Source organism: Streptomyces sp. NPDC059092, assembly GCF_042756365.1.
GTDB lineage: Bacteria > Actinomycetota > Actinomycetes > Streptomycetales > Streptomycetaceae > Streptomyces.
Genome location: NZ_JBHZEJ010000019.1, coordinates 78,712 through 102,921, shown reverse-complemented (window position 1 = coordinate 102,921; position 24,210 = coordinate 78,712). Strand labels below are relative to the sequence as shown.

The following is a 24,210-nucleotide window of genomic DNA, read 5'->3' as shown; positions in this document are numbered from 1 at the left end:
TGATCTCCTTCACTGCACTCGGTGAAAGGCACGCCTCGAAGAGACCTGACGAGGCGTGACCGCCGGTCGGACCCCGACGGCTGGAAACCGCCGGGAACGGGAACCTCTTGCACCTGCCTGCGATCCCCAGGCCCACGATCCCCCTCGGGTAAGTCCACTCGCGTCGGTCATTACTGCCTACTCGGCCGGCAACACCGTTACCGAAACGCCCTCGCGGGACACAGCCGTGCGACGGGCCAACCGTCGCACGCTCCCGCCTTCCCGCAGGTCTCCCGCAGGAGGGCGGGCCACCACCGGTCACATCGGCGCGGACCTGCCGTTCGTCACGTGACAGTGCGGCCCAGGTAGGCGGCGAGACGGTCGAGCGGGCCGGCGTTGCCGGGGACCGACTGCGGCGGAGCGAAGGAACCGGCGGCAGTACGGGGCAGATCGCCGTAGATCTCGCGTACGACGGGGAGCGCCGTCTCAGCGACGTGCCCAACGATGTCGTCGGGGTGCCCGATGGCCTGGGCCAGGTCCCAGCCGTGGACCAGCATCTCGATCACCAACTGCTCGACGAGCCGTCGCCCGGGAGCTGGCCCGAAGCGCCGTTCGAGCATGCCCGGGCGTCTGAAGGCCGACCGTGTGGCCTGGGACGCGGTACGGAATGCCGCGACATGGTCATTCCCGAGATGGTCGGCGGTGAAGTCGCAACGGGGAGTTCCGTTGGCCAGGCCGGCCCACAGCAGGTTCTCCCAGACCAGGTGGTTGAGGAGGGTGTGAACGTCCCAGTCGGCGCAGGGTGTTGGCCGGTCGAACTGGCCCGGCTCCACCGCGGAGACGAGCCCGCCGACGGCGTCCAGGACTTCGTCACAGGCGTGGAGTACGCCGGTCGGTTCCCACACGTCCTGACCGACGTCGTACAACTCGGCGAGTTGCGAGGCTCGTGCACCGGGTTCAGGATGCGCCCGCAGTGCCGTCGTCAGCCATCGGCCGGCTGCCGCCATGCTGGGCCGCACGGGCTGGCCGTTGATCATGCACAGCAGCTGCCAGTACCGCTCCACGTGCGTGTCGGAGGCGACTTCTAGCTGCTCAAGGAGTAGGCCTCTGGCCTGTGTGTTGTCGACGAGATCCTTTCCGTCCGGAGCGGCCTGCGTGGGGATCCAGGTCGCCACGATGGCGGTGACGACGGGATCGGCTGCCGGCGAGTCCGGGGCAATCCCTTGCGCCGTCGCTGTCTCAACCCGCCGCAGCCAGTCTTCTGTCGCCTGCTCTGCATCCCGCAGCGCGCTGTCGTCGTGTTCGCCCGGGCGGTGTTCGGCGGCGTAGTGGGCCATACGGCGCACACTGGTGCGCAGAACCGGATTCCTGACGAGTTCGCCCAGTTCGATCCAGGCGTCGACCTGCTCGTCGGTGGGATCGGCTGGGAGGTCAGGGGTGGCCGCCAGCAGGCCCCGTCGGTAGGTGGGTACGTCCAGTTCGCCCAGGGTGTCGGTGACGAAGTCCTGGATGATGGCACGGCGTTCGGCGGCGGACATACGCGCCAGCTCGGTCATGGTGGTGAGCCCCTCGGCAGTGGTGTTGCGGCGGATGACGGAGCGCAGCACGGCCTGCTGTGTTCGCAGCGTTCGGATCTGCGTCTCCAGCGCGTCGATGTGCGTCACGGCCACCTCCGACAGGGTGCTCTCACGCTCCAGTACGTTCCGGATCGTCGCCAGCCCCAGGCCCAGCCCTCGCAGTGTCTGCGCAAGCTGCAGCCGGGCCAGTGCCTCGGTGCCGTACAGCCGGTAGCCGGCCGGAGTCCGACCTGCCGGGTGAACGACCCCGGCGTCCGACCAGTGCCGGATCAGCTTCACCGACAGTCCGGTCTTCCGGGCGACCTCCCCGATGCTCCACAGCGTGTTGTCACCGACGTGCATGCGCTCCACCCTTGGGTCTCCCATGGAGGGAGAGTCAACAGGCACCCGGCTTCCGCCGGCTTTCACCGCGGAGATTCCCACAGGGACGTTTCGGTGTACGCGGCTGGACACAAACAGTCGTACGCCGACACCCCAAGGAGCAGTTCACGATCGCCACCGAAATTCCCGAGGGCGTGGACTCCGACGACGCACCCTTCGACGACGCCTTCCACGACCGAGGTGTCAGCGAGCCGAGGCCCGGCGGGCGTACAAGACCGAACAGGGCCGTCACTGGTTCAAGCACAACCCGACCGGTGCGCACGCCCTTGCGGCAGCGACGAAGGCCGCCGACGAACGCTGTGCGCGCTCACGTGCAGGAAGGAGGCGATCTCGGAGGTCGTCGTCCTGCTGCTGCGACACAGGACGACGACGGCCTTCTGGGTCTCCTTGAGGGCCTGTTCGCATTCGAGGTAGTGGCCGAGCGCGCGCTGGCGTCGAGGAGCATCTGGACAAGGTCGGCCAGGTCGGTGGCGGCCGCGTCGGCGCCGACCGCGTCCTCGGTGTTGTCGATCCGCGGGTGGGCTTTGCGGTAGCGGGCGTCGGAGCAGTAGAGACGGGAACGTCCCGAACCGGGGTGCTGTGTGAGCGTATTGCTGCGTCCCGGACCGAGACCGGGGGGCCCAGAAGGGCCTGTTCCACGCCGAGGCCGTACCGCAGGGCCAAGCTGCGCCTTGATCTCCCGGACGGCGTCTACGAGGTGCTCGCCACCGCCTCCGACGACGCCCTCGCGATGCTCAGCAACACCGAGCCGCCCGTCAAGGTGTGGGACTGAGCCGCCGCCCCGCGCGAGACCGGCGTCGTCGAAGGACCCCGGCTGCTGAGCGCTCGGCAGGCTGTGCCGACTTACGGCTCTGCCGCAGGGCGGTGACGTGCCCTCGTTCGGCTGCGGTGCCGTCGTGGCTGGTCGCTACTCGGCCGCGCCTTCCGGATCACCGGCCTCGCACGTCCGCGCCGAGAACGAGCCCATGGCCGCCGTGCCCGCCGTACCGTTCGCAGGAGACCTTCCCGAGGGCGTGACGAGGGTGGACTGCCCCACCGATCTCGCGCTCCTGATGATCCGGATCCGGGAGTTCACCGACGTCGACGACAACGACTATGCGACCGTCGACGCCCTCCAGAAGAGACTCGACATCCGTCCGCTGTCTGCCTACGAAGACGCGGACTACGTGCCTCCGGCCAGCACGGTCAACCCCGACTACGACTACGACCCGTACGCCAGGAAGGCGAGCATCGCACTCGTCGATTTCTTCAACAGCTACAACCGGCTCACGGTGGACAATCCGGTGGAGGATGCCTATAAGCACCTCGCGGCCGGATTCGAGAAGTACGACATCGGTGCCGGCAAGACGTTCACCCTGGATGGTTTCGACGCCGATCTGACCGAAAGGCTCGAAGCGATCCCGCAGGACTTCGAGAGCGGATTCCCGCAGTACTTCGCGCAGTACTCGTACACGGAGGACGGCTGGATCACCGTCGACGGGGACGCCCTGGAGGCCGGAGGCGACTATCACGTCCGCAACACCTATTACTACTACCAGCCTCCGAGCGTGAATCCGCCCCAGGTGTTCAAGGGCTACGGCACGGTGACGGACTCCGAGGGCAACACGCTGGACGGCGGCAGCACCTACCGGGTGCGGTTCGAGAAGGACTCGATGTCTCCGTTCAAGACCGGGGGCTTCTGGTGCCTGATCGCGTACTGGGACACGCAGATGAACATCCCGGAGAACTCGATCGGCCGGTACAAACTGGATGAACTGTCGCTGTTGGAGGCCAACGAGGACGGCACCACGGACATCTGCCTCCCGTCGGACGCCCCCACCGGCACACCCGAGAACAACTGGCTGCCGACGGCGGGCGGCAGCTTCCTGTACGTCCTGCGTATCTATGCCCCGGACGACAGCGCGTTGTCGGGTGACTGGAAGCCGCCGCGCCTGGAGAAGATCGGCTGAGTCGTCCGCGCGAGGACCCTCCGAGGAGCGGGCGGCCGTAGTACCTGGGTACTACGGCCGCCGTCGCTTTTCGGTCCTCCCGTGCCGCTGATGCGGTCAGGACCGCTCCTAGCGTGGATTTCGGGCCAGGCGGAAAGGCCGGTCCTTCCCCTTCCACCCCCTTCACTCCATCCCTCTGGGAGTTTCCGTGGCCACGTTCCTTTACCGGCTTGGCCGGCTCGCTTTCCGGCGACGCCGACTGGTCACCTTGCTGTGGATCGTCGTAATGGCGGCCATCGGTGTCGGCGCCGCGGGCACGTCCGGCAGTTCCAACGACAGCTTCACCATTCCTGGCAGCCAGTCCCAGAAGGCGCTCGACCTTCTGGACAAGGAGTTCCCGCAGGCCTCGGCCTCCGGGGCGACCGTGCGGGTCGTCTTCGAGGCCCCGGTCGGGCGGAAGCTCACGTCCAGTGCGAAGACCGAGGTCGAGAGTCTCGTCGCCGACCTCAAGGAGGCCCCCCAGGTCGCGAGTGTCGTCGACCCGTACACCGGAGGAGCAGTCAGCAAGGACGGGACGATCGCGTACGCCTCGGTGACGTTCAAGGTCGCCCAGGCCGACGTCGGCGACGCGGCCAAAGACGCCCTGCACGACGTGGCCGCCAAGGGCGACAAGGCGGGCCTGTCGGTGAGTATGGGGGGCAACGCCGTCAAGGAGAAGGCGGGCGGCGGTGCCTCCGAGGCGATCGGGATCGTCGTCGCGGCGCTCGTCCTGGTGATCACGTTCGGTTCGCTGGCCGCAGCCGGGCTGCCGCTGCTGACCGCGCTGTTCGGAGTTGGCCTGGCGATGCTGTCGATCACCATCGCGACCGGCCTGTGGCACCTGAGCTCCTCCGCGCCCACCCTCGCCGTGATGCTGGGTCTGGCGGTCGCCATCGACTACGCGCTGTTCATCGTCTCCCGCTACCGCAGCGAACTCGCCGACGGTCACGACCATGAAGAGGCCGCCGGGCGGGCGCTGGGGACCGCCGGTTCCGCGGTGGTGTTCGCCGGTCTGACCGTCATCATCGCGCTGGCCGGGCTGAGCATCATCGGCATCCGGATGATGGCCGACATCGGTCTGTCCGCCGCGTTCGCGGTGGCGATCGCGGTCCTCATCGCGCTGACCCTGCTGCCCGCGATGCTCGGCTTCGCGGGGAAGCGGATCACCAAGGGCAACCTCAAGACCAAGCGCATGAGGAAGCTGGAGCGCGGCGAGGGCAAGGCGCTGGGTGTGCGCTGGGCGCGGTTCGTCACCCGTAACCCGGTGAAGATGCTCGCCGTCTCCGTGGTCGGCCTGCTGGCCCTGGCCGTTCCCGCGCTGTCGCTGGAGACGGCCATGCCCGACGACTCGACGGCTGCCCCCGGCAGCAGCGCGCGGATCGCCTACGACACCGTGCCCAAGGGGTTCGGGGACGGCTACAACGGGCCGCTCACGGTGGTCGTCGACGCGGGAAGCGGCAGCGCCAAGAGCGCCGCCCAGGACGCCGTCACTCTGCTCGACAAGATGCCCGACGTCGCCTCGGTCGGCATCGCCGGCTACAACCAGTCCGGTGACGTCGCCCTGATCCGCGCCGTGCCGCAGAGCGCCCCGCGCAGCCAGGACACCATCGCTCTGGTCAACGACATCCGCGACCAGGGCGTCTCGTACACAAAGGACACCGGCGCCGAGATGATGGTGACCGGCACGACCGCCCTGAGCGTCGACGTCTCCGCGAAGCTCTCCTCCGCCCTCGTGCCCTACCTCTGCGTGGTGGTGGGTCTGGCGCTGATCCTTCTGCTGCTGGTCTTCCGTTCGCTGATGGTCCCGCTCAAGGCGGCGGGCGGCTTCCTGCTCGGCCTGTTCGCGACTCTCGGTGTCGTGGCCGCAGTCTTCCAGTGGGGCTGGTTCGCGGACGTGTTCGGCGTCGACCAGACCTCGCCGATCGTGAGCGTGCTGCCGATCTTCTTGGTCGGCGTGGTGTTCGGTCTCGCCATGGACTACGAGGTGTTCCTCGCCACCCGGATGCGGGAGGCGTACGTCCACGGGGCCGAGCCGAAGGAGGCGGTCGTCGCGGGCTTCCGGCACAGTGCCCGGGTGGTCACGGCCGCAGCGATCATCATGATCTCCGTGTTCGGCGGCTTCGTCCTGGACGACTCCGCGCTGATCCAGTCGATCGGTCTGGGCCTCGCCTCAGCCGTGCTCTTCGACGCCTTCGTCATCCGGATGACCCTGGTTCCGGCCGTGATGACGCTGCTCGGCCGCCGTGCCTGGACACTTCCCCGGTGGCTCGACGGCATGCTGCCCAACGTGGACGTGGAGGGCGAGAAGCTCCAGCACCTGCTGGACAAGCCGGGAGCGTCCGACGGCGAGGCCGGCGGGGAACACCGGCCGTTCTCGCCCGCCGCATCGGACCGGAGCTGACCGGACGGCCGTACGATCTCCACCAGAGGCCTCACCAGAGGCGGGAAATCCCTGGTCAGCCGTACGGCCGCAGCGGCCGAGCCCCCCAGTCCCCGCCCGCCGGTCCGCCCCCCAGGACCGGCGGGCGGTCCTCCTGCACCGTGGAGGTGTACGCAGTGACCGCACCAGCTCTGCCGATCCGACGGGCCGGTCCGTCGCCCCCGACACGCTGCTGAGTGTCTCCGAGCACCGGATGATCGTCGGTCTGCTGTCCCGGCTGACGTCGGTGAACCAGGCCGACCAGGCCCACCCGAGGGCGCGGCGCTGGGGGCTGCCGGTTCTCCTCACGGTGTTCGCCCTGCCGTCCCTGGCCAAGGCCTCCGGGGGCTCCGGACATGGGGTTCCCGTCGTGCTGGCGCTGCTGATCGGGTTCACCGTTCCATTGCTGTGGCGCGAACGCTGGCCTCTCCAGGTCTTCACCGTCATCGCAGCCGTCTCCGTCGCGGACATCGCCCTGGGGGTGATGGCAGGCTCCAACGCGGCCCGCCTGGTCGCCCTCTACAACGTGGCCCGCCTCGGTACTCCCGCCCAGCTGGGCTGCGCCCTCGCGGTCGGGCTTCCGGAGGCGGTCGCGACGGGACTGGCCGTCTCCGCCAACGGGCCGGCCTCGTACCTCACCCAGGTTCCCGCCATGGTCACCGTGATGGTGGCCGCCACGGTGGCGCTCACCGGACTGGGCCTGGCCATCCGGATGGCGCGTGCCTACATCGCCGCTCTGGAAGACCGCGCGGTGCACCTGGAGACCGAGCAGGACCAGCGGGCCCGCCTCGCCGTCGCCGGTGAACGCGCCCGGATCGCCCGGAAGATGCACGACATCCTCGGCCACACCCTGTCCGTGATGGTCGGTCTCGCCGACGGCGCCGCCGGAATTGCCGAGACCTCGCCCAGGCGCGGCGCCGACGCCCTGCGGATCATCGCCGGCAGCGGGCGCGGCGCTCTGGCCGAACTGCGCCGGCTACTCGCCGTCATCCGCGACGACGGCGAGAAACCGGACGCCACCCCGCTCGCCCCGCAGCCGGGCCTGGCCGCCCTCGACGCCCTGCTGGAGCGGGTCCGCGGCGCCGGCCCCGCCGTCACCCGGCACACCGAGGGCGACCTGGGCGGCCTCACACCAGGCGTCCAGCTCACCGTCTACCGCATCGTCCAGGAAGCCATGACCAACACCCTCAAATACGCCGCCCCCGACACCGCCGTGACCGTCTCCATCACGTCCGACGCCAACGCCGTACACCTCACCGTCGAGGACACCGGGCCGTCGGCCCAGCACCCGGAGCACGGCGGCGGCCGGGGGCCTGGTCGGCATGCGCGAACGCGCCGCCCTCTACGCGGGAGAGATCACCGCGGGTCCCAACGCGCAGGGTGGCTGGACCGTCCGGGCCCGCCTCACCGCCACCGCCCCCGCTCACTCGGAGAACCGACGGGCATGACCACCGTCCTCATCGTTGACGACCAGGCCCTGCAACGTCTCGGCTTCAGCATGCTCCTGGAACAGCACCCCGATCTGGCCCTGGTCGGCGAGGCCACCCACGGCGCCGAAGCGGTCCGCAAGACCGCCGAACTCCGTCCCGACGTCGTGCTCATGGACGTCCGCATGCCCGGCATGGACGGCATCGAGGCCACCCGCCACATCGTCCAGTCCGGCGGCCGCTCCCACGTCCTGGTCCTGACCACCTTCGACCTCGACGAACACGCCTACGCCGCTCCGCGCGCCGGAGCCAGCGGCTTCCTGCTCAAGGACGCGCTGCCCGACGAACTCGTCGCCGGCATCCGCGCGGTGGCCGCCGGGGACGCCGTCATCGCCCCCGCTCTGACCCGCAGACTCCTCGACTCCTTCAGCGACCGCCTGCACGGCCACACCCCCGAACAGGAAAGACGGCTCACCGCCCTCACCCAGCGCGAACGCGAGGTTCTCACCGCGATCGCCTCAGGCTGGAGCAACATCGAGATCGGCGAACGCCTCAACCTCGCCGAGTCCACCGTCAAGACCCACGTCAGCCACATCCTCGCCAAGATCGGCGCCCGCGACCGCGTCCAGGCCGTGACCTTCGCCTATGACACCGGACTGGTACGCCCGGCGTGATGGGCACTCGCAGATTTCTCTCAGGACCTCAGGTGAACGGGCGTGGCGTGACCACCGTCAGGTGGTCAACGGTGTTCTGTGGCGGCTGCGGACGAGTGCTCCGTGGCGTGATCTGCCCGAGCGGTATGGGCCGTGGCAGACCGTCTACGAGCGGTTCGCCCGCTGGGAGACGGACGGTACCTGGGCGAAGCGGCTGGAGCAGGTCCAGGTCCGCGATGACACGGTGGGCCGGGTGGAGTGGACCGTCTCGGTCCACTCCACCGTCAACCGGGCCCACCAGCACGACCGCCTTCTCCGGGGCCGTCACCATCTCGGCGAACGCCCCCGCCTGCCGGAACCGAGCCCGGCCGCGTACCGCGTCGCCGGCCTTCAGGCGGGTGACGCCGGCGCCGACCGCCTCGACGACTCCGGCGAAGTCGTGCCCCGTCGCCCGGGGAAAGGAGCGGCCGGTCATCAGCTTCACCTCGCCGTTGCGCATCTTCCAGTCCAGCGCGTTGGAAGCCGCCGCTCGGACGCGGACGAGAACCTCATCCGGACCCGGGCGTGGTGGCTCGAACTCAGCGAGCCGCATCACCTCCGGGCCGCCGTAGCGGTCGTATTGAAGGCGCTTCACGAGGCGTATTCGTTCGAGATCTCGGTGGCGTAGTTCTTCCAGAGCGGTTGCATGGTCTCGGCGTTGACCGGCTGCCCGGAATCGATCATGGCCTTGAAGTCGCGGAAGTACTGCACATACAGGTCCGGCGTGAAGGTGTTCAGCATGACCGCGTTCTCGTCGCCGACGTTGGCGAACGTGTGCGGCGCCCCGGTCGGCACGATGACCCAGGTGCCCGGCCCGGCGTCGTATTGGTCCTCGCCGACGGTGAACCGGAAAGTTCCCGCCAGCACGTAGAAGCCCTCGTCATGCTGGGCGTGGCGATGCTGCAACGGGCTCGGGGTGCCCGGCGGAATGGTGACCTCGGCGAACCCCAGCCGGTGGTCGGTGTGCTCGCCGTTCTCCAGGATGCGGATCTGCTGCGCCCCGCTGCCGAGGATCTCGCCCTCACCGGGGCGGACGATGTTTACCTTCGCCACGACTTCTCCTATTGCTATTGCCTGCCTTGGTCACCACCATCCTTGTCCGGGCCGGCTGTGCGCGTCTTGGTCGTCTGTGCACGGTTGCTGGTTACCAGTGCACGGGCGTTGTAGCCGTACGTCGCCTTGAAGAGCTTGCTGAAATGGGTGGGATCGGAGAATCCCCACCGGGCGGCCACGGCGGTGACCGTACGTCCGCTTCCGGTCAGCTCGGCCCGGCAGCGCTCCAGGCGGCGACGGCGGATCAGGGCCGCGACGGTGAGCGGCTGGTCCTCGAACAGCTTGTGCAGCCGGCGTACGGATATGTTGTGGGCGGCGGCGATGCCGGGCGGGGACAGATCGGGATCGGCCAGCCGGGTCTCGATGTAGCCGGCGATCCGGCTCCGCAGCCACTCGTCCGGGGCCGGTTGTTCATCGCCGAGCCGGGCCTCCAATGCGACCGCGATCAGCTCGACGACGGCCGCCGCCGACCGCAGCGCCTCCGCCTCGCGGAACTCGGTCGCCGACCACGCCGACTCCCGGGCCAGCACGGAGACGAGAGCGCCCGGGCCGTGGCTGCCGTCGATGCGTACGCCGATGAGCCGGTCGATCTGCGCGGGCCGGATCCGAAGCTCCCGGCGCGGAACCAGGATGGTGACGTGCGCCGCGGCGGTGCTCTCGAACCGGAGCGTACGCGTGGGATCGAGCAGTACCAGGTCGGTCGGCCCGAGTTCGGCGTCGCCGCGCCCTTGCTCGATCCGCGTCCGGCCCCGGGTCATCACCTTGACCGCCAGGTTCTCGCCGTCGGAGGCGTCGCGCTCCCGCCCGATGCAGGCGCTCTCGGGCGTGTCGAGGGAGACCAGCCGCAGCGGCCCGAGGTCACGGGTGGCGATCCCGCCCCGGAAGCCGGCCCCGGCCAGCTTGTTGACCAGCGGCGGAAACCCGCTGGCGGCCAGCTCGTCCTGGAACGACTCAAGGTTGCCGATCACCGGTCAATGATAACGGCGACACTTCTGCTCGGGCACGTGTTCGGCGGAAGGTTACAGCGGCGCCGGCCCGCATCTGCTCCACCAGGCTCTGCCGGCACCTTCCGGTACGAAGGCAGCTCATCTGCCGCCGGGTACCCCTTCAGTTCCTTCAGCGCCCAGGCGCGCAGTTCCTCATGGTGGGCGTAGCCAGCCAGCATGAGGCACTGCCGGAGGGCAGAGGCGAGAGAGGCAGTGTCGTCCAGGACGGCGCGCTCAAGCTGCTCCAGGCCCCGAACGTCGGAGGTCGTCACGGAGTCCAGTCTGCCCTGCCTCACTGACAACCCCGGTCGCCTTCGTCGTTCCGCGCCCCGGGGATGGTTGACCTCAGCAAGGCCCGTGGTGTCCGAGGCGGGTCAGATCTCTCCAGCACACGATCTGTTATCCCTGCACCGGGCGGCCGACGGTCCACAGGTCGCCGGGGGCGCGAATGAACGCGCGGTGGGTGAGCATTTCGTGCTTCAACTGCGCGGCGGAGATCGTGTGGCCGCGTCGGGCGAGCGCGTCACGCAGTTCGCCGGGCGTCGGGGGTCGGCCGCAGCGTGCGAGGTAGCGGGCGGCCAGCTGCTCGCTGGTCGGGTAGGCCGGGGGCTCTACCACCAGAAGCGAGTCATTGAGCGTCTGGTGCTCGGTCATCCCGGCTTCAGCCAATTCCAGCAACGGCCTTGCCGCATCCCCCATCCGCGAGAGAGTCCGCCGCCAGTTGTCGCGGGTCAGGTAGCCACGGTGGTAGCACCACCACAGCAGTCCGCCCACGGCGGCCGATGCGGCAAGCGGGTTGCGTGCGGCGAGGCCCGCCAGGCGGTGGGCGCCCGCGCCGAGCAGTCGGAGTGCCAGCTCGATGAGTACCAGCGCGTTCGCGGCGGTGGCCTCCAGGCCGGCCAGGCGCAGCACGCTCTGGGCGACGGGGATCCACTCGATGACAGCGAATCCGAAGCGCTCGAAGACACTGTCTTGGGAGACGATGACGCACGGTCCAAGGAACTCTGCGAGCGCCATCGTGGGTGCGTCGTCCGGGTCGCCCCGGTACTTCAGCGGCACCTCCCGGTCGACCCGCAGGATGTGACGGGTCCGCCAGGACAGGTGATCACGGATCTCCAGGTCGACCACCCGAAGGGCGGGCCAGATCTGCTGATCGAGTACGCGGCGTGCCTGACGCTCCGCCACCTTGAACTGGTCGGCCATCTTGGCCAGGTGTTCGTCGACTTCGCCGGGGACATGCGCGGCGATATACGGGGTAGCGCGGCCGGTGCTGGCCAGCGCGGTGACCCGGCCTGCCGACGGCCGTGCTTGGCCAGAGAGCAGGCTTCGACCAGCAACGCATTGGTGTCGAGGACAGGAAGCAGCGTCGGCCGGTCCAGCACCATGGGGTTGAACGCCGATCGGGAAGGGACCAGCAGCGGCGGTGCCAGATCGGCACGGTCAAGCGTCATGGACCAAGTGTCGTCACCGCCACTGACATACGTGCAGGATTTCCGGTCCGGCACCGGCCCGCTCCGGCAATCAAGCTCGCAACCGCATACGGGAGCAGGCCTGGTCTGACCTCGAGGCCGGACCCACTCGCCTATCGGTGGTTTGTTGACGGCGGGTCATGGCCGCAGTAGGCCGGTAGCAGAGGAACGTCGCCTCGCTGCCTGGGAGCTGTGATGACTCGCCGTGTACCGTGTCCGCCCGCTCCGGGCCCGCTGGAAGCCTACGCCGCACGCTTCGATGACCTGTTCTCCACCCTGGCACAGCGCCGTGGCTTTCGGGAGTATCTCGCTGGTCTGCTGCTGCCGCGGGACCGCAACAAGACGCTGACCTGCCTGGCCGGCACCGAACCCGTCGTCGGTGCCCAGCACCCCTCGGTGCAGCGGCTGCAGTTCTTCCTGTCCGAGTCGACGTGGGACCATGAGCAGGTCAACGCTCGCCGGGTCGAACTGCTGCTGGCCGACCCCGCGACTGCGCCGCACCCGGGCGGGGTGCTGGTGATCGACGACTCGGGGGACCGCAAGGACAGCAAGGCGACCGCGCACATCGGACGGCAGTGGCTGGGCCGACTGGGCAAGACCGACAACGGCATCGTGACGGTGACCACCTGCTGGGCCGACGAGAACCTCTACTACCCGCTGCACGCCGTGCCCTACAGTCCCGCCCATCACTTCCCCCAGGGCAAGAGTGACCCCGGCTTCCGCAAGAAGCTTCAGATCGCCGCCGGACTCGCCCGCACCGCGAAGGCTGCCGGGGTGGCCTTCCGAGCCGTGGCCGCCGACTGCGCCTACGGCGACCAGGACGGCTTCCGCAGGCAACTCCACGCGGCGGGGCTGCCGTTCGTCATGGCCCTCAAACCGAGCCACGGCACCTGGGCCTACGGCAAGGACGCCTACACCCCCGCCGACGCCGCCCACGCCCTGACCTGGACCGACCCCGAAAATCCAGGCGACTGGACCGCCGTCGAACGCACCTTCCGCGACGGGCGCACCGAGACCTGGTGGGCCGCCGACGCCCGCCTCGGCTGGTGGGGACCCGACGGAAACGTCCGCCTGGTCGTCGCGACGACCGACCCTGCCACACTGCCCGCGCAGGCCACCTGGTACCTGGCCACCGACCTGCCCCGCCCCGGCGGCCCCCGCGAGGCCGACAGCCCCGAACCCGCCGCCGACCTGCACGAAGTCGTCCGGATCTACGGTATCCGCCACTGGATCGAGCAGAGCTACAAGCAGGTCAAGGACGAACTCGGGTGGGCCGACTTCCAGGTCCGCTCCGACATCGCGATCCGCCGCCACCAGACCCTGGTCACCTGCGCGTTCTCGTTCTGCTGGGACACCTGGTTCGCCCGACTTCCAAACCGTGAGCCCGCTGTCGTCCCAGCGGTCCCGCCGGCTGCCACGCCGGCGGGACCGGCTGAGAGGGGGCCCAAGCGGACCCCACCAGCCCCCTCCGACCAGCTGGCCCGAGGCGATCCGCGCTGTCCGGGCTTGGCTCGACCCCTGGACCACCCTCCAACGCTGCTGGCGAGCCTGGACCAACGCACCCCCGCCACCCGAACTCCAAGCCCTGATCAACGCCGTCGGCGCAGGCCACCCACTTGATCTCTACTCCCCGGTATAACAAACCACCGCTATCCGCCTACTCCCCCGCCGTGCTGCCCACGAACAACCGACCGCGGCTGAGCCCACCGGCGGGCGCCCTTGCTTCTCGCCGTAGTCGGCCACAGACGCGATCCGCCAGACCAACTCCTGACCAGCACAAACCTAAGGGTTGCCCCGTAACGATCTTGGAGTTGGTGGAGCCGGAGTCGGTCGCCGCGCTGCCCCTGTGCTTATCCGGCGAGAGCGAGGTTGTGCAGTCGGGCGATGCCGAGCATCGCGTGATGGACTCCGTCGCCTTTGAGTCGGCAGTCGCGCAGGATCTTCCAACCCTTCATGCGGGCGAAGGTGTGCTCGACGCGGGCCCGGACCTGCTTGTGGGAGTGGTTGTGTTCCTCTTTCCAAGCCGGAAGTTCCTCGCCTTTGCGTCGGCGGTGTGGGATGACCAGTCCGGGGCCTTGGTAGCCGCCGTCGGCGATGGTCATCGTTTTGCCGACGGCGGCCTTGGCTCCGGATTCTTCCCAGCCGCGGGAGTCGTGCCGGTTGCCGGGCAGGGGCCGGCCGACCATGACGACCAGGCGGGTGTCGGCGTCGATGACCACCTGATGGGCTGTGGAGTAGCGGTAGTTCTTCGACTGCTCGGCCACCGCATGGTCGCGAGTGGGCACCAGGGTGCCATCCACGATCAGCACGCTGTCTTTGCGGAACCGCTGGCGTGGCTGCAGCGCGAGCAACGGCCCAAGGTGGCCGATGATCCGGTCCGCCGCGGACTTCGAGATGCCGAACAGCGGTGCAATCAGGCGCATCGTCAAGTTTGTGCGCCAGTAAGCCGTGACAAGCAGAATGCGATCCTCAAGTGGGAGCCCCCAAGGCCGCCCACGCTGAAGCTCGGCAGCGGTCTCGCGCCGCACGGCGGTCACCAGCTTGCCGAAGCAGCGCGGGCTCAGCCCGGTGAAGGGACCTATCCAGGACGGCACCGACGCCGTGATCACTGCAGTCACACCAAGATCGTTCCATCTGAGGCCGGCCGGGATGTGCATGGATCAAATACGGAGCCCGAGGTGCCGGTCCAGCTGACTGCGCAGACGAGCAGAAGCCCCACGCAGAGTCCCGAGTTCTCTCACTTCCGCCGCCGGAAGTTCTGTCCGACCTGCGAGCGCGAGCACAGCGGCATAGGGTCGTTCGCCTTCGGCGAGCTTCGCCGCCACGGTGTCACGGACGGCTCGCAGCACTGCGTGGTCGGCACTCGGATGCTCCGCCAGCAGGCGAAGGAGCCTGTTGTCGTTCCACGCACTGTCATGGGCCGTGCTCAGTTCCAGCAGCGTGCCGGGCGCCGTTGAGGGATTGGCGGCCAGCGCCTGCCAGACGAAGGGGTATGGACAACGCGAGAGTCGATGCAGGACGGCGGTGTCGTTCTCAGCATGCGCCAGTTCGAGGTAGTCGGCAGGGGTGTGCACGGGCATGGCCCCTCAGGATCGTCGGGGCAATCATCCTGCCATCAGGGCTCGGTCGCCCGTGTGCGGGGCTCTGACCGTAACCGGTCGAAGATCGCTTACGGGACAACCCTTAGCTACCCGGACCACGCAGCAATAAAAGAATCCAGAGCCGATCACTACATTCCGAAACGATCACTAAACCTGCACCTCAGCGCTTCTCTAGATCCCAAAGCTCCCCGGAAACCCAGCTCAGAGCCGCACCGCGCTACAGCGCACAATCCCGAAACGATCACTAGATCTCCAGGTCAGCGCATCATCCATCTGGTGATCGTTAGCAGATTTGTCACTCGGAAACACCTCGGTGCTCGCTGCGTACGCAGCGAGACACGGCAGGTTCTCACGGACGTCCCACCCATGCCTGGTGGGCGGGAGCGACGCGCAGCTGCTCGCGGAGGCGGCCGCGCAGCACTCCGACGCGGGTGCGGCCCTCCAGGACCTGCAGTCCGCTGTCCGCCGGGTCCAGGAGGCGCCGGTCGAGGAGGAGCGGTGGGCGCAGCCACGTCCCGTGGTCCTCCCAGTGCCGGCCGACTTCCGGGGGCCGCACCTTGACCCAGTACACCGGTTCGGCGGCGTAGCTCTCGATGCAGCCGGCGTCGGACGCTCCGGTCGGCATCTGCTCGAAGTCCGCGGCCGGGATCGTTTCGAGCCGCCAGATGATCTGGCGTAGGTCGATGCCGCCGTAGTCGCGCGTGAAGCCGGCATTCACCGTGATCGAAGAGGAACTGCTCCAGGACGTCGTCTGGCCACTGAAGTGGGGGCAGCGCAGGAGCGACGCGGAAACGGTCGAAGTTGAGGCCGCCGCCTTCACGGCGTGCCATCAGAGGGCTGAGGTCGGTGAGCTTCACGTCGCCATGTGTACAGCAGTTTTCCGGCGGCGTTCCCGCCGCGCCAGCTCACTGCTGACAAGCTCCAGGCGCTCGCCGCCCTCGAACTGGAATGGGCGGCATGACCCGAGCAACACGATAGAGACGCGTTTGGAACCAAGTGCCCGGAGACCTGCTTGCAGTCTCAACGGGCAACATCGCGGGGCTGCTGTCACTCGTGCGTGTGATACCTCCCTGACGCCCGGTCCGAGAAAATTGGCCCTCTCGCCCTGCCTCCGGAAGAGGGTTACATGATCCATGCACATACCGTGAAGCGGCGTCTGTCCCGAGCCTCTGTCGCCTTGTGCTGCGCCTGCGCTCTCGGCGTCATGCAGGCCGCACAGGCCCACGCTGCCAGCCGGACGGTGAACTTCAACTACAGCCACCTCTGGCTGACACCCGAGTTCAAGACCGGCGGTGACGCTGTTCACTTCACCGTCAAGAACTGCAACTATCCCAAGCGGGACATGACCGTGCTGCTACGGGCAACCGACGGAATCAACACCGACATCGGCACCAAGACGATCAAGTGCCGTGCGGGTGAGAAGGCCGTTATTGGTAGGGGGCTCAAGCCGGGGACGTTCGAACTTGAACTCGGGAAGCTCGACGACGGCAAGTACTTCAAGGGAACGGGCACCATTTCGTTCACGGCCCCCAAGTAGCCGCCTGCCGCCCACGGCCCGTGCAGCCGATCACGTAGGTGGGCAGCGCACCCGACGGCTAGTGAGCGGGGGTGGGACCGGCGACCCCGGGGCGCACGAGCGGCCCGGGGTCGTTCGCTGTCCGGGGCCAGCGGCACCGCTCCCAGGGTCTACACGCACTCCAGTTTGATGCTGTGGGCCCGGAGGTGGCGGCATCGAACTGGTGTGCGCATAGGCCCTGGGATCTTGGCCACGCCCCTCGGGCTACGTGGCGGCCGGGAGGGGTTCGATGAGGCGGTCCAGCCGCGTGTAGAGGGCCCGTGCGAGGCGGGCGCGGTTCTGGACGCACTGAGCGGTGCCCTTGAGCGGTACGGACAGGCCGCCGTCGGCTTCGCGGAGGACGACTTCGGCGAGGGCGCCGCGGCCGTCGCTCTTGGGCAGGGCGGCGGCGTGGCGCCGGACATCGGCGGCCACCGCGCGGGCGTGCCCGGTGAGTTGGAGGGCGATCTGCTCGTAGTCGCGGGGTTCGAGGTGCGGGTCCGTCCACGCGAGCACGGCGGTGACGAGTGCTTCGTACGGGGCGCGGTCCAGGGGGAGTTCGGCCTCGATCAGCCCGAAGGGATCGTAGAGCACGACGTGCGTGTCGCTCATCGGGTGCCCGCCGCATCGTCGTCCTGGTCGTGATCGCCGGTGCTGGCGTCCGGGGCCTGGCCGGCGAGGAAGCGGGCGTAGCCGCGGTCTGCGCGGGCGATCAGCGCCGGGGAAGGCCGGCCGAAGTCGGGCGGCTGAAGGCCGGGGCCTTCCGGTTGGGGGCCGGCGGGTGTGGGTGCGCTCATGGGCACCGCCTCCGTTACTGGGGTGCGTCGGTGTCGTTCGACGCTACGGAGGCCGCTGGTCGTTCCTCAACGAGATTGCGGGTAATTGCGGAACTTCACCCCAGGGCGTCGATCGCGGCCTCGATGAGGGCGCGGGCGTCGTCGCCGTACACGGCCATCTCCGCGAGGCCGGCGAACGCCTTCGCGTAGTCGGCGAGCTCGCGCGGCTGCGTCACCTTGATCTCCGCCGTCAGCGTCTCCACCACGGCCGTGGTGTCGTCGTGGACGTAGAACGCTTCCAGCGGCCACACGGTGCGTTGCGCGGTGAACGGGATGATCCCCAGCGAGAGGGACGCGAGCGGCATCACGGTCAGGAGGTGGCGCAGCTGCCCGCGCATGGCGTCGGGGTGGGCGGTGCGGAAGCGCAGGACGGATTCCTCCATGAGGACGACGTAGCGGTGGCCGCCTTCATAGAGGAACCGGGAGCGGGCGACCCGGGCGGCGACCGCTTCGGTGACGTCGTCGGGGGTGCCCTGGAAGCGGGTGATCTGGTTCATGAGCGCGGTCGCGAACGCCGGGGTCTGGAGGAAGCCGGGCGGCATGTTGGAGAGGTAGACGCGGCAGATCCGGGTCTGCTGGTGAAGGGTGTACCAGTCCTGTTGGACCTGGCGCATGCCGTTGCGGTGCAGGCGGCGCCACTCCATGTACATCGAGTCGACGGCGCGGGCGGTGGCGATGAGGTCGTCGGCCTGATCGTCGGCGTCGCACGCCTCGCACCAGGTGCGGATGTCGGAGTCCGAGGGCAGGGCGTCGCCCTTTTGGATTCGGGTGGTCTTGGCGGGATGCCAGCCGCACCGGGCCGAGAGTTCCTTCCCGGTGAGGCCGGCATCCTTGCGCAGGTGCGTGAGCCGCACGGCGAGCGCCTCGCGGGCCGACTGGGCGCTGGACGAGGGAGAGGTGGTCGTCATGAGGTGGCGGCCCTTGGGTGTGCGTGGGTCAGATGCGGTAGTCGGCGTGCGGGGTGGCCAGGTCCCACACCGAGCGGAACGCCTCGGCACACAGCTTGATGGCCTGCGGGTCCTCGGTGTGGTCGGGCTCCAGGGCTTGGCCGTCACCGGAGAAGACGTTGAAGCGTACGACCTGGTCGTCGATGAGCCAGAAGTCGTTGCCCGGAAGCGTGAGCGTGGAAGCGTGGCGGCGGCCAAGCCAGCGGACGTCCTCTCCGGCGCGGAGGTTGGCGTCGGTGATGGCGTGCTCGAAGCGGATGTAGTCGGTGACGGGCTCGCAGACGATCCGGGCCCGCAGGACTTTCACCCCGCGGGCAACGGTTCGCTCCACCAGCGGCAGCCAGCTGCTCCAGTACTCCGAGTCGTCCGCGGGTACGCTCCCGTCCCGCAGGAACGCGTCGTAGACCTCCCGCTCCTCCCCCACGGCGTAGACGTCCCGCAGCTCCAGGTGCAGGGCGTGCTGCCGGGCGGAGTCGAGCAGGTCCTCAAAGCTGAGGGCCGGCGGCTTCTGCGGCATCACACGCCTTCCTGATCTGGTCCACCATCCGGACCGGGATACGGATGACCGCCTCGTCATCCGCCGGCGGACTGTCCTGACTGCAGGCAGTCTGGGTCATCGCGTCGGCGGCCTTGCCCTGGAGAACGAGTTCCGGCCCCTGAGCGGCGTCGGTGTCCACCCACACCGCGGGGCAGTTCCCTCCGCCCGAGTTCGGGTCCGTACCGAAGAAAAGTAACGCCATGATCGCCTCCGGAGAAAGCCAGTTGCGTGTAGTTGCGCACCGACCGTCCCGCAGGCGGGTGACGGCGTCAAGGGCCTCTCTCCTGTGCCGGTCGGCGGTGGCTGTGACGACATCTGGTCCGTCCGGGTGAGCAAGCGCCGCGACTGCGGTGTCCGGGGGTGCGGTGCCTCTACCGTGCGGCCATGGAACACACCCCGATGCCCGCGCCGGTGCGCCGCGCACATCCGACCCACTGCCCTACTTGAAGCCCTCTCAATGGAGTTGCAGGCTGGTCTCAATCCTTGCAGCCTCGCAGGTCAAAGCGCTTTTTGGCCGGTCAGATCTCACCTGATCGCATTCTCACTCATTGCAGCATCGCAGCTCAGAGATCTGCTAGAAGTCCATCAGGCCGCAATACAACTGAGACGACATAGCCGCCCCCTGGAGCGGATGACGTCCGAGCACCACGTCGCGTCGTCGGCGAAGACGTCGAGGGCGGCGCGGGCGAGCGTACGGCCGCCGGGCAGCGTCCCGGCCTTCGACAGGGCGAGGAAGGCCGCGTGGTACGCCTCTGCGTCGGAGTCCCCCGATTGCCTGTCGAACCCAGCCCGGTTCAGGGCTGCGTCAGCGGCGTCTGAGCAGGCGTCATACGTCCGCTGGACCCGCTTGTTGTCGGTGTAGTAGAAGAGCTCCTCAATCTCCTCTCCTGCGGAGAACCAGGTGCTCGCCTCTGTGGTCACGGCGTCGACGGCCAGGAGGTGGTCGGCGGCCTGGATCAGGCCCGCCGCCCGCAGTTCGCGGGCAAGGCGGAGCCAGCTGTCCTTGGAGGACGACCTTCACCCGGGATCGCCTGCTGCGTGGGAGCTGACGGCGGGGGGCTGTACGCGCCTAGTGGCTGACCACGACCTTGCCGAAACGTGAGCCGTGCGCGAAGTGCTCGAATGCTTGTAGGGCCTCGGAGAAGGGGAAGACTCGATCGATCACGGGGCGGACGCGGTGTTGGGCTATGACGCGGTTCATCTCCTCCAGGTCGCTACGGCTTCCGACGCCGATCGCGCGGAGTGTGGCGAAGCGGAGGGAGAGAGGCATCAGGTCCATGCCCTGCCCGGCGCCGCCGAGGTGGCCGACCAGGGAGATGGTGCCGTGCAGGGCGAGGGCCTCCACGGACTGGGAGATGGTGGCGGCACCGCCGACTTCGACGACGATGTCGACGCCACGGTCGTCGGTGAGCTTGCGGACGACGGAGCCCCAGTCAGGGGTCTCGGCGTAGTTGACGACGTCGGAGGCGCCGAGTTCGCGCAGGCGCTCGGCCTTGGCCTCGCTGGAGGTGGTGGCGATGACTCGAGCGCCGACGGTGCGGGCGAACTGCAACGCGAACAGCGACACGCCGCCGCTGCCCTGCACCAGCACAGTGTCGCCAGGCCCGACGCCGGCCACGGCGGACCAGCCGGTCAAGGCCGCGCACGGCAGCGTCGCCGCCTCCTCGAAGCTGAGGTGCTCGGGCATCGAGACCAGGACGTTCTCGTCGACGACGGCGTAGCCGCTGAGCCAACCGTCGATGTCGGTGCCGTACATCTGGCCCAACTTTCGCAACAGGCCACCGTACCATGTCGGGTTGAACGAGTTGACCACGCGGTCACCGACCCGGAACCGGGTGGTGTCCGGCCCAACAGCCTCGATCACGCCGGCGGCGTCGGAGAGCTGGATCAGGTTCGGCAGTGGCGGGAACGGGTAGAGGCCGCTGGCGATCACCATGTCACGGCTGTTCAGGGAGGTGGCCTTGACGCGGATCAGGACTTGGCCACGTCCGGGCGTGGGCGTGGGGCCCTCTACCAGTTCGAGGACGCGGTCGGCATTCAATCGGTATGACTGCATGATCTTGACACTAAAATGCCCGGGCTGGACGACCAGTATCCTGGAGTCCAAAGTTTACAACCGATCGTCCAGGGCCGAGGAGTCATGGATCTCGTCGACACCGTGCTCACCACGATGAGCATCAGGCCCTCCCGGTACGCCCGGCTCAACCTCGGCGCACCGTGGGGCATCTCCGTGCGGTCGCGCGACTCCGCCCGGCTGCTGCTGGTCACGGAGGGCTCCTGCTGGCTCGGCACGAAGTCGCTCGACGAACCGCAACTGCTCGTCGCCGGCGACTGCTGCCTGGTTCAGAGCAACGTCGAGTTCACGCTCCAGGACGCGCCTGGCCGCGCCCTCGTAGACTGCGAGTCGCTGTCCGAGGGCCACGGCGGCGATGGGGAGCGGACGGTGATCCTCTCCGGCCGGTTCTCCTTCGACATCGCCGCCGCGGGACCGCTCTTCGACGCTTTGCCGCCGTTGCTGCGCATCGATCTTGGCAACGCCGCCGGCCGGTCGCTTCGTGCCACCTTCGACCTGCTCGACGCCGAGGCATCCGAGGGCGGCGTCGGCTCCGCACTGATCGCCAGCCGACTCGCCGATGTGCTTTTCGTGCAGGCGATGCGAGCCTGCTGCGCCTCCATCGGCAGCGGCGGCGGCGTCGGCTGGCTCGCCGCGCTCCGCGACCCTCAGCTCTCCGCCGCCATGAACGCCATGCACGGCGACCTCACGCAGGCGTGGACCGTCGCCGAACTCGCCCGTACCGCCGGCATGTCCCGCTCCGCCTTCGCCGCCGCATTCCACGCCAAGGCCGGGGAGACGCCGCTGAGCTACCTCACCTCGTGGCGGCTCTACCGGGCCAAGTCCCTGCTCCGCGACACCCCGTTGAGCGTCCAGGAGATCGCCGTGCGGGTCGGCTACGAGACCGGCACCGCCCTCAGCCGCGTCTTCACCCGCCGTGAAGGCGTCTCTCCTGGCGCCTGGCGCAAAAATCGACGGCGCCCGCAGGCCGCTTGATCCAGGATCGGCCGTATGGCAGACGAAGGCTCCACCCATCCCCCGCCCGCCGCCTTCTACGACGTGCACGAGGGCGACCGGTTCGACCTCGACCCGTACATCGCCGTCGCCGCCGGACTGAACGCCCGGACCGTAGTGACCATCGGTTGCGACATCGGGGTTGGCCCCGAAGCTCGCCGTCCTCGGCCTGTCCGTCGTCGGCCTCGACCCGATCAGGCTCCCTCGGCGTCGCCCAGAGCCAAGCCCGGCTCCGACCGTGTCCACTCATCACGCGACTGCACGGTGACTAGTCGTCTGGCAGCATAGCGGGTCGCTCCTGCGGGACGAACCCGACGCTGACCAGCCGTGGTCGGGGCCATGGCACGGTTCCACTGGTTGGGGCGACCACGCCGCGAAATCCGGGTTATCCACAGGCCCGAACGCGATCGGCCGTTCCTTCGTACGCTGCTGCCCGAATCGATCACACGGGGGTGTGCGGAATGCGGTACGGCGTGGTGGTGGAGGAGCTCGCGGTGAAGGTCATGACGCAGCTGCCGGACGACCGGGCCCGGCGGGAGGTGATGGCGCTCGTGGAGGTCGCGCGGATTGATCCGCGGGCCTGGCCCGATGTCCGTGACCCGGGCTCCATGGAGGAGATCCGGGAGGCGTTCGGACGGCGCTGCTGGACCCAGTACCTGCCGCACGCCGGGGCGATCGAGGTCCGTGACATCGGATGGGCGGGCTGATTCGTCATCGGCGTCGGAGTTCCTCGGACCAATGCCGGAGCTGGTCTTCGAGGGTGAGGTTGTCGCCGCGGGCCACGGTCTGGAGCAGCTGGGCGCACACGGTCGCTTCGGCGGCGAGGCCGGTCGGGCTGCCCAGGACGGGGAAGGCGTCGCGGACGCGGGCGGCGACGTTCTCCTGGAGCGGTGAGTAGGCGCAGTGCGCGCCGTGGCCCTCGTCATCCCGCCGGACGGTGCGGCGACTTCGGGAGCCGTCCCGCTGTGCGGCCTGGCGGCTCCCAGCCGCGCAGCGGGCTCGCCTGCTCCCGTCAGCGGCCGACCGGTTCGGGGTAGCGCCGGCGGCGCCGGTCCGGGTCGTCAACGCCGATCTCGTACCAGGGCTCGCCGCGCTCCAGCTGGGGCAGGGTGCTCACCCACACCGCGACAGTGATGCCCTTCACGTCGGCGGTGAGCGCCTGGCGGCGGTTGTCGAGCAAGTGCTCCGCCTTGCCCGCCAAGACGACATACAGCCGAGGAAAGGTCTTCGAGCGGGTGTAGCGGTGGCGCTGCCAGAACGGGTACGTCCCGCCGATCGTGCCGCGGGCGCCCTCCCAGACGCGGTGCCCGGCGTAGCGCTCGTAGTCCCAGACCTCACGTGCGAGCCGGGCCTGCGACATGCTGCCGTTGTCGAGCTCGAAGAGGCGCACCTCGCTGGTCTTCGTCGGCACGGCGAGGACGGCGTCGGTGTTGGAGCTGAGACCGGTCTGCTTGATGGCGTGGTTCACCTCCACCTGCCAGTCGGTCAGGCACTCGCGGTCTCCGGACAGGACCGTGTCGGTGTAGGCGAGCATCATGTCCGTCACCGCGAGACCGTGTGGACCGAGCCCGGCTCGCACGGCCTTCGCTCCGGTGCCGGCCTTCGGACGCAGCGGCAGCTCATTGCCATCTGCCAGAGCCTTCTGTCCCGCCACCGTCAGGTTCCAGATCTGGTGCTTGCCGTCCTTGCCGTTCGTCTCCGCCAGCCCGAGCTCCTCCAGTTTCACCATCGCCCTGCGTACGTACGACCGCCCATCCGACTCCTGCCTTGTGATCACCTCAGCCATCTGCCGAACCGTCGCTATCCGCACACACCCCAGCAACCGCAGCGCATCGGCCCGTACCTTCCCGGCCGTGGGAGTGGACCTCTTCCCCTTCGCTGACGTCTCAGGGGAGGAGAGAGAGGTGTCAGCGTGCCGGGAGGCATGCTGACGGGCGGTATGAGCTGCGGTAATGGGCACGACGTTGGAATCGTTCACGGCACTGGACGCGGCACTGGATTCCGGGCCGCCCGGAGACTGCTCAGCACCCCTTGTCCAGGTCGGGCGCGGCTCAGGGGCGGGCTGCCGGGCGCTGCTGGTGGACGTCATGACGTGGCTCCTCACGCAGGTGGCGCGGGGGTCCAGATGGAATCCCCCGTCACTTGCTAGAGGTGTGGCGAAAGTCAACGGTGTGACATCCACCTGAGCACCGTTACCGAGCCGTGATCATCCGGCG

At 68.7% G+C, this 24,210-nt stretch carries 25 protein-coding genes and 3 pseudogenes; 11 read left to right on the top strand and 17 right to left on the bottom strand.

All coding sequences use genetic code 11. The annotated features are described in order from the left end of the window. Positions 1-323: 323 nt before the first annotated feature. A complete protein-coding gene (locus tag ACFXPL_RS14470) occupies positions 324-1,922 on the bottom strand; it encodes a TIGR03086 family metal-binding protein (RefSeq protein ID WP_384917835.1) in 1,599 nt (532 codons plus the stop codon). A gap of 589 nt (positions 1,923-2,511) precedes the next feature. Between ACFXPL_RS14470 and ACFXPL_RS14465 the strand changes: the two genes are divergently transcribed. The 6 genes and pseudogenes from ACFXPL_RS14465 to ACFXPL_RS14440 form a co-directional block, all read left to right on the top strand. Then, on the top strand, positions 2,512-2,709 hold the full coding sequence (locus ACFXPL_RS14465; RefSeq protein WP_384917832.1) for a hypothetical protein: 198 nt from the start codon (positions 2,512-2,514) through the stop codon (positions 2,707-2,709). 124 nt (positions 2,710-2,833) lie between these two features. Further along, the gene (locus ACFXPL_RS14460; protein WP_384917829.1) at positions 2,834-3,886 is read left to right on the top strand and encodes a DUF1214 domain-containing protein; all 1,053 of its coding nucleotides are present in this window, start codon (positions 2,834-2,836) and stop codon (positions 3,884-3,886) included. Between the two features lie 187 nt (positions 3,887-4,073). Next, positions 4,074-6,305 carry an MMPL family transporter gene (locus ACFXPL_RS14455; protein WP_384917826.1) on the top strand — a complete coding sequence of 744 codons (2,232 nt, stop codon included), beginning with the start codon at positions 4,074-4,076 and terminating at the stop codon, positions 6,303-6,305. 232 nt (positions 6,306-6,537) lie between these two features. Further along, positions 6,538-7,554: pseudogene (locus ACFXPL_RS14450) on the top strand (sensor histidine kinase); the annotation flags it as partial. 213 nt (positions 7,555-7,767) lie between these two features. After that, the gene (locus ACFXPL_RS14445) at positions 7,768-8,424 is read left to right on the top strand and encodes a response regulator (RefSeq protein WP_384917899.1); all 657 of its coding nucleotides are present in this window, start codon (positions 7,768-7,770) and stop codon (positions 8,422-8,424) included. Positions 8,425-8,461: 37 nt separating this feature from the next. Then, positions 8,462-8,707, top strand: a pseudogene (locus ACFXPL_RS14440) (transposase); the annotation flags it as partial. Between the two features lie 54 nt (positions 8,708-8,761). On the opposite strand, the pseudogene ACFXPL_RS14435 reads toward ACFXPL_RS14440, so the two are convergent. The 5 genes and pseudogenes from ACFXPL_RS14435 to ACFXPL_RS14415 all read right to left on the bottom strand — a co-directional run. Further along, positions 8,762-8,902 (bottom strand): annotated as a pseudogene (locus ACFXPL_RS14435) (alcohol dehydrogenase catalytic domain-containing protein); the annotation flags it as partial. Between the two features lie 131 nt (positions 8,903-9,033). Beyond that, positions 9,034-9,495 carry a cupin domain-containing protein gene (locus tag ACFXPL_RS14430; protein WP_024494953.1) on the bottom strand — a complete coding sequence of 154 codons (462 nt, stop codon included), beginning with the start codon at positions 9,493-9,495 and terminating at the stop codon, positions 9,034-9,036. Between the two features lie 14 nt (positions 9,496-9,509). Beyond that, a complete protein-coding gene (locus ACFXPL_RS14425) occupies positions 9,510-10,463 on the bottom strand; it encodes a helix-turn-helix domain-containing protein (RefSeq protein WP_384917823.1) in 954 nt (317 codons plus the stop codon). Next, a complete protein-coding gene (locus tag ACFXPL_RS14420) occupies positions 10,460-10,753 on the bottom strand; it encodes a hypothetical protein (RefSeq protein WP_384917820.1) in 294 nt (97 codons plus the stop codon). The genes ACFXPL_RS14425 and ACFXPL_RS14420 overlap by 4 nt, the downstream gene beginning before the upstream one ends. A 127-nt stretch (positions 10,754-10,880) precedes the next feature. Further along, positions 10,881-11,684 carry a hypothetical protein gene (locus tag ACFXPL_RS14415; protein WP_384917817.1) on the bottom strand — a complete coding sequence of 268 codons (804 nt, stop codon included), beginning with the start codon at positions 11,682-11,684 and terminating at the stop codon, positions 10,881-10,883. Between the two features lie 461 nt (positions 11,685-12,145). Between ACFXPL_RS14415 and ACFXPL_RS14410 the strand changes: the two genes are divergently transcribed. Next, entirely contained in the window at positions 12,146-13,570 is a 1,425-nt protein-coding gene (locus tag ACFXPL_RS14410; RefSeq protein WP_384917814.1) for an IS701 family transposase, read from the top strand. A gap of 230 nt (positions 13,571-13,800) precedes the next feature. On the opposite strand, the gene ACFXPL_RS14405 is transcribed toward ACFXPL_RS14410, so the two are convergent. The 3 genes from ACFXPL_RS14405 to ACFXPL_RS14395 all read right to left on the bottom strand — a co-directional run bounded on the left by ACFXPL_RS14405 (position 13,801) and on the right by ACFXPL_RS14395 (position 15,769). Continuing rightward, a complete protein-coding gene (locus ACFXPL_RS14405) occupies positions 13,801-14,568 on the bottom strand; it encodes a transposase (protein WP_384917811.1) in 768 nt (255 codons plus the stop codon). A gap of 42 nt (positions 14,569-14,610) precedes the next feature. Then, on the bottom strand, positions 14,611-15,030 hold the full coding sequence (locus ACFXPL_RS14400) for a hypothetical protein (RefSeq protein WP_384917808.1): 420 nt from the start codon (positions 15,028-15,030) through the stop codon (positions 14,611-14,613). Positions 15,031-15,400: 370 nt separating this feature from the next. Continuing rightward, positions 15,401-15,769, bottom strand: a complete 369-nt coding sequence (locus ACFXPL_RS14395) for a hypothetical protein (protein WP_384917807.1) — start codon at positions 15,767-15,769, stop codon at positions 15,401-15,403. 408 nt (positions 15,770-16,177) lie between these two features. Here ACFXPL_RS14395 and ACFXPL_RS14390 point away from each other — a divergent pair, with 408 nt between their 5' ends. After that, complete coding sequence (locus tag ACFXPL_RS14390) at positions 16,178-16,588, top strand: hypothetical protein (protein ID WP_384917804.1); 411 nt, start codon at positions 16,178-16,180, stop codon at positions 16,586-16,588. 243 nt (positions 16,589-16,831) lie between these two features. On the opposite strand, the gene ACFXPL_RS14385 is transcribed toward ACFXPL_RS14390, so the two are convergent. From ACFXPL_RS14385 to ACFXPL_RS14355, 7 genes are all read right to left on the bottom strand, one after another. After that, complete coding sequence (locus ACFXPL_RS14385) at positions 16,832-17,218, bottom strand: restriction endonuclease (RefSeq protein WP_384917801.1); 387 nt, start codon at positions 17,216-17,218, stop codon at positions 16,832-16,834. Further along, entirely contained in the window at positions 17,215-17,403 is a 189-nt protein-coding gene (locus ACFXPL_RS14380) for a hypothetical protein (protein WP_384917798.1), read from the bottom strand. Before ACFXPL_RS14380 ends, ACFXPL_RS14385 begins: the two co-directional genes overlap by 4 nt. 95 nt (positions 17,404-17,498) lie before the next feature. Further along, positions 17,499-18,350, bottom strand: coding sequence for a helix-turn-helix domain-containing protein (locus ACFXPL_RS14375; protein ID WP_384917796.1), 852 nt, complete (start codon positions 18,348-18,350; stop codon positions 17,499-17,501). Between the two features lie 28 nt (positions 18,351-18,378). Then, complete coding sequence (locus ACFXPL_RS14370; RefSeq protein ID WP_384917794.1) at positions 18,379-18,906, bottom strand: DUF6879 family protein; 528 nt, start codon at positions 18,904-18,906, stop codon at positions 18,379-18,381. Beyond that, positions 18,875-19,129 (bottom strand): hypothetical protein, encoded by a 255-nt coding sequence (locus ACFXPL_RS14365; RefSeq protein ID WP_384917791.1) that lies wholly within the window; start codon positions 19,127-19,129, stop codon positions 18,875-18,877. Before ACFXPL_RS14365 ends, ACFXPL_RS14370 begins: the two co-directional genes overlap by 32 nt. A 383-nt stretch (positions 19,130-19,512) precedes the next feature. Beyond that, a complete protein-coding gene (locus ACFXPL_RS14360) occupies positions 19,513-19,848 on the bottom strand; it encodes a hypothetical protein (protein WP_384917788.1) in 336 nt (111 codons plus the stop codon). A gap of 148 nt (positions 19,849-19,996) precedes the next feature. Then, the gene (locus ACFXPL_RS14355; RefSeq protein WP_384917785.1) at positions 19,997-20,983 is read right to left on the bottom strand and encodes an NAD(P)-dependent alcohol dehydrogenase; all 987 of its coding nucleotides are present in this window, start codon (positions 20,981-20,983) and stop codon (positions 19,997-19,999) included. An 84-nt stretch (positions 20,984-21,067) separates the two neighbouring features. Between ACFXPL_RS14355 and ACFXPL_RS14350 the strand changes: the two genes are divergently transcribed. From ACFXPL_RS14350 to ACFXPL_RS14340, 3 genes are all read left to right on the top strand, one after another. Then, complete coding sequence (locus ACFXPL_RS14350) at positions 21,068-21,976, top strand: AraC family transcriptional regulator (protein WP_384917782.1); 909 nt, start codon at positions 21,068-21,070, stop codon at positions 21,974-21,976. A 479-nt stretch (positions 21,977-22,455) separates the two neighbouring features. Beyond that, positions 22,456-22,701, top strand: a complete 246-nt coding sequence (locus ACFXPL_RS14345; protein ID WP_384917779.1) for a hypothetical protein — start codon at positions 22,456-22,458, stop codon at positions 22,699-22,701. 31 nt (positions 22,702-22,732) lie between these two features. After that, positions 22,733-22,888, top strand: a complete 156-nt coding sequence (locus ACFXPL_RS14340) for a hypothetical protein (RefSeq protein WP_384917776.1) — start codon at positions 22,733-22,735, stop codon at positions 22,886-22,888. A 118-nt stretch (positions 22,889-23,006) separates the two neighbouring features. Here the strand turns inward: ACFXPL_RS14340 and ACFXPL_RS14335 are convergent, their stop codons facing one another. Continuing rightward, positions 23,007-24,083 carry a replication-relaxation family protein gene (locus tag ACFXPL_RS14335; RefSeq protein ID WP_384917896.1) on the bottom strand — a complete coding sequence of 359 codons (1,077 nt, stop codon included), beginning with the start codon at positions 24,081-24,083 and terminating at the stop codon, positions 23,007-23,009. Positions 24,084-24,210 lie beyond the last annotated feature (127 nt).

Excerpts from the sequence above, each read along its gene's own strand:
- ACFXPL_RS14410 (WP_384917814.1), top strand. The coding sequence starts at position 12,146 with ATGACTCGCCGTGTACCGTGTCCGCCCGCTCCGGGCCCGCTGGAAGCC.
- ACFXPL_RS14375 (WP_384917796.1), bottom strand. The coding sequence starts at position 18,350 with ATGACGACCACCTCTCCCTCGTCCAGCGCCCAGTCGGCCCGCGAGGCG.
- ACFXPL_RS14370 (WP_384917794.1), bottom strand. The coding sequence starts at position 18,906 with ATGCCGCAGAAGCCGCCGGCCCTCAGCTTTGAGGACCTGCTCGACTCC.
- ACFXPL_RS14335 (WP_384917896.1), bottom strand. The coding sequence starts at position 24,083 with ATGACGTCCACCAGCAGCGCCCGGCAGCCCGCCCCTGAGCCGCGCCCG.
- ACFXPL_RS14385 (WP_384917801.1), bottom strand. The coding sequence starts at position 17,218 with ATGAGCGACACGCACGTCGTGCTCTACGATCCCTTCGGGCTGATCGAG.
- ACFXPL_RS14470 (WP_384917835.1), bottom strand. The coding sequence starts at position 1,922 with ATGGGAGACCCAAGGGTGGAGCGCATGCACGTCGGTGACAACACGCTG.
- ACFXPL_RS14365 (WP_384917791.1), bottom strand. The coding sequence starts at position 19,129 with ATGGCGTTACTTTTCTTCGGTACGGACCCGAACTCGGGCGGAGGGAAC.
- ACFXPL_RS14415 (WP_384917817.1), bottom strand. The coding sequence starts at position 11,684 with ATGGCCGACCAGTTCAAGGTGGCGGAGCGTCAGGCACGCCGCGTACTC.
- ACFXPL_RS14400 (WP_384917808.1), bottom strand. The coding sequence starts at position 15,030 with ATGCCCGTGCACACCCCTGCCGACTACCTCGAACTGGCGCATGCTGAG.
- ACFXPL_RS14445 (WP_384917899.1), top strand. The coding sequence starts at position 7,768 with ATGACCACCGTCCTCATCGTTGACGACCAGGCCCTGCAACGTCTCGGC.
- ACFXPL_RS14345 (WP_384917779.1), top strand. The coding sequence starts at position 22,456 with ATGCGGTACGGCGTGGTGGTGGAGGAGCTCGCGGTGAAGGTCATGACG.
- ACFXPL_RS14340 (WP_384917776.1), top strand. The coding sequence starts at position 22,733 with ATGCCGGAGCTGGTCTTCGAGGGTGAGGTTGTCGCCGCGGGCCACGGT.
- ACFXPL_RS14380 (WP_384917798.1), bottom strand. The coding sequence starts at position 17,403 with ATGAGCGCACCCACACCCGCCGGCCCCCAACCGGAAGGCCCCGGCCTT.
- ACFXPL_RS14355 (WP_384917785.1), bottom strand. The coding sequence starts at position 20,983 with ATGCAGTCATACCGATTGAATGCCGACCGCGTCCTCGAACTGGTAGAG.
- ACFXPL_RS14390 (WP_384917804.1), top strand. The coding sequence starts at position 16,178 with ATGATCCATGCACATACCGTGAAGCGGCGTCTGTCCCGAGCCTCTGTC.
- ACFXPL_RS14350 (WP_384917782.1), top strand. The coding sequence starts at position 21,068 with ATGGATCTCGTCGACACCGTGCTCACCACGATGAGCATCAGGCCCTCC.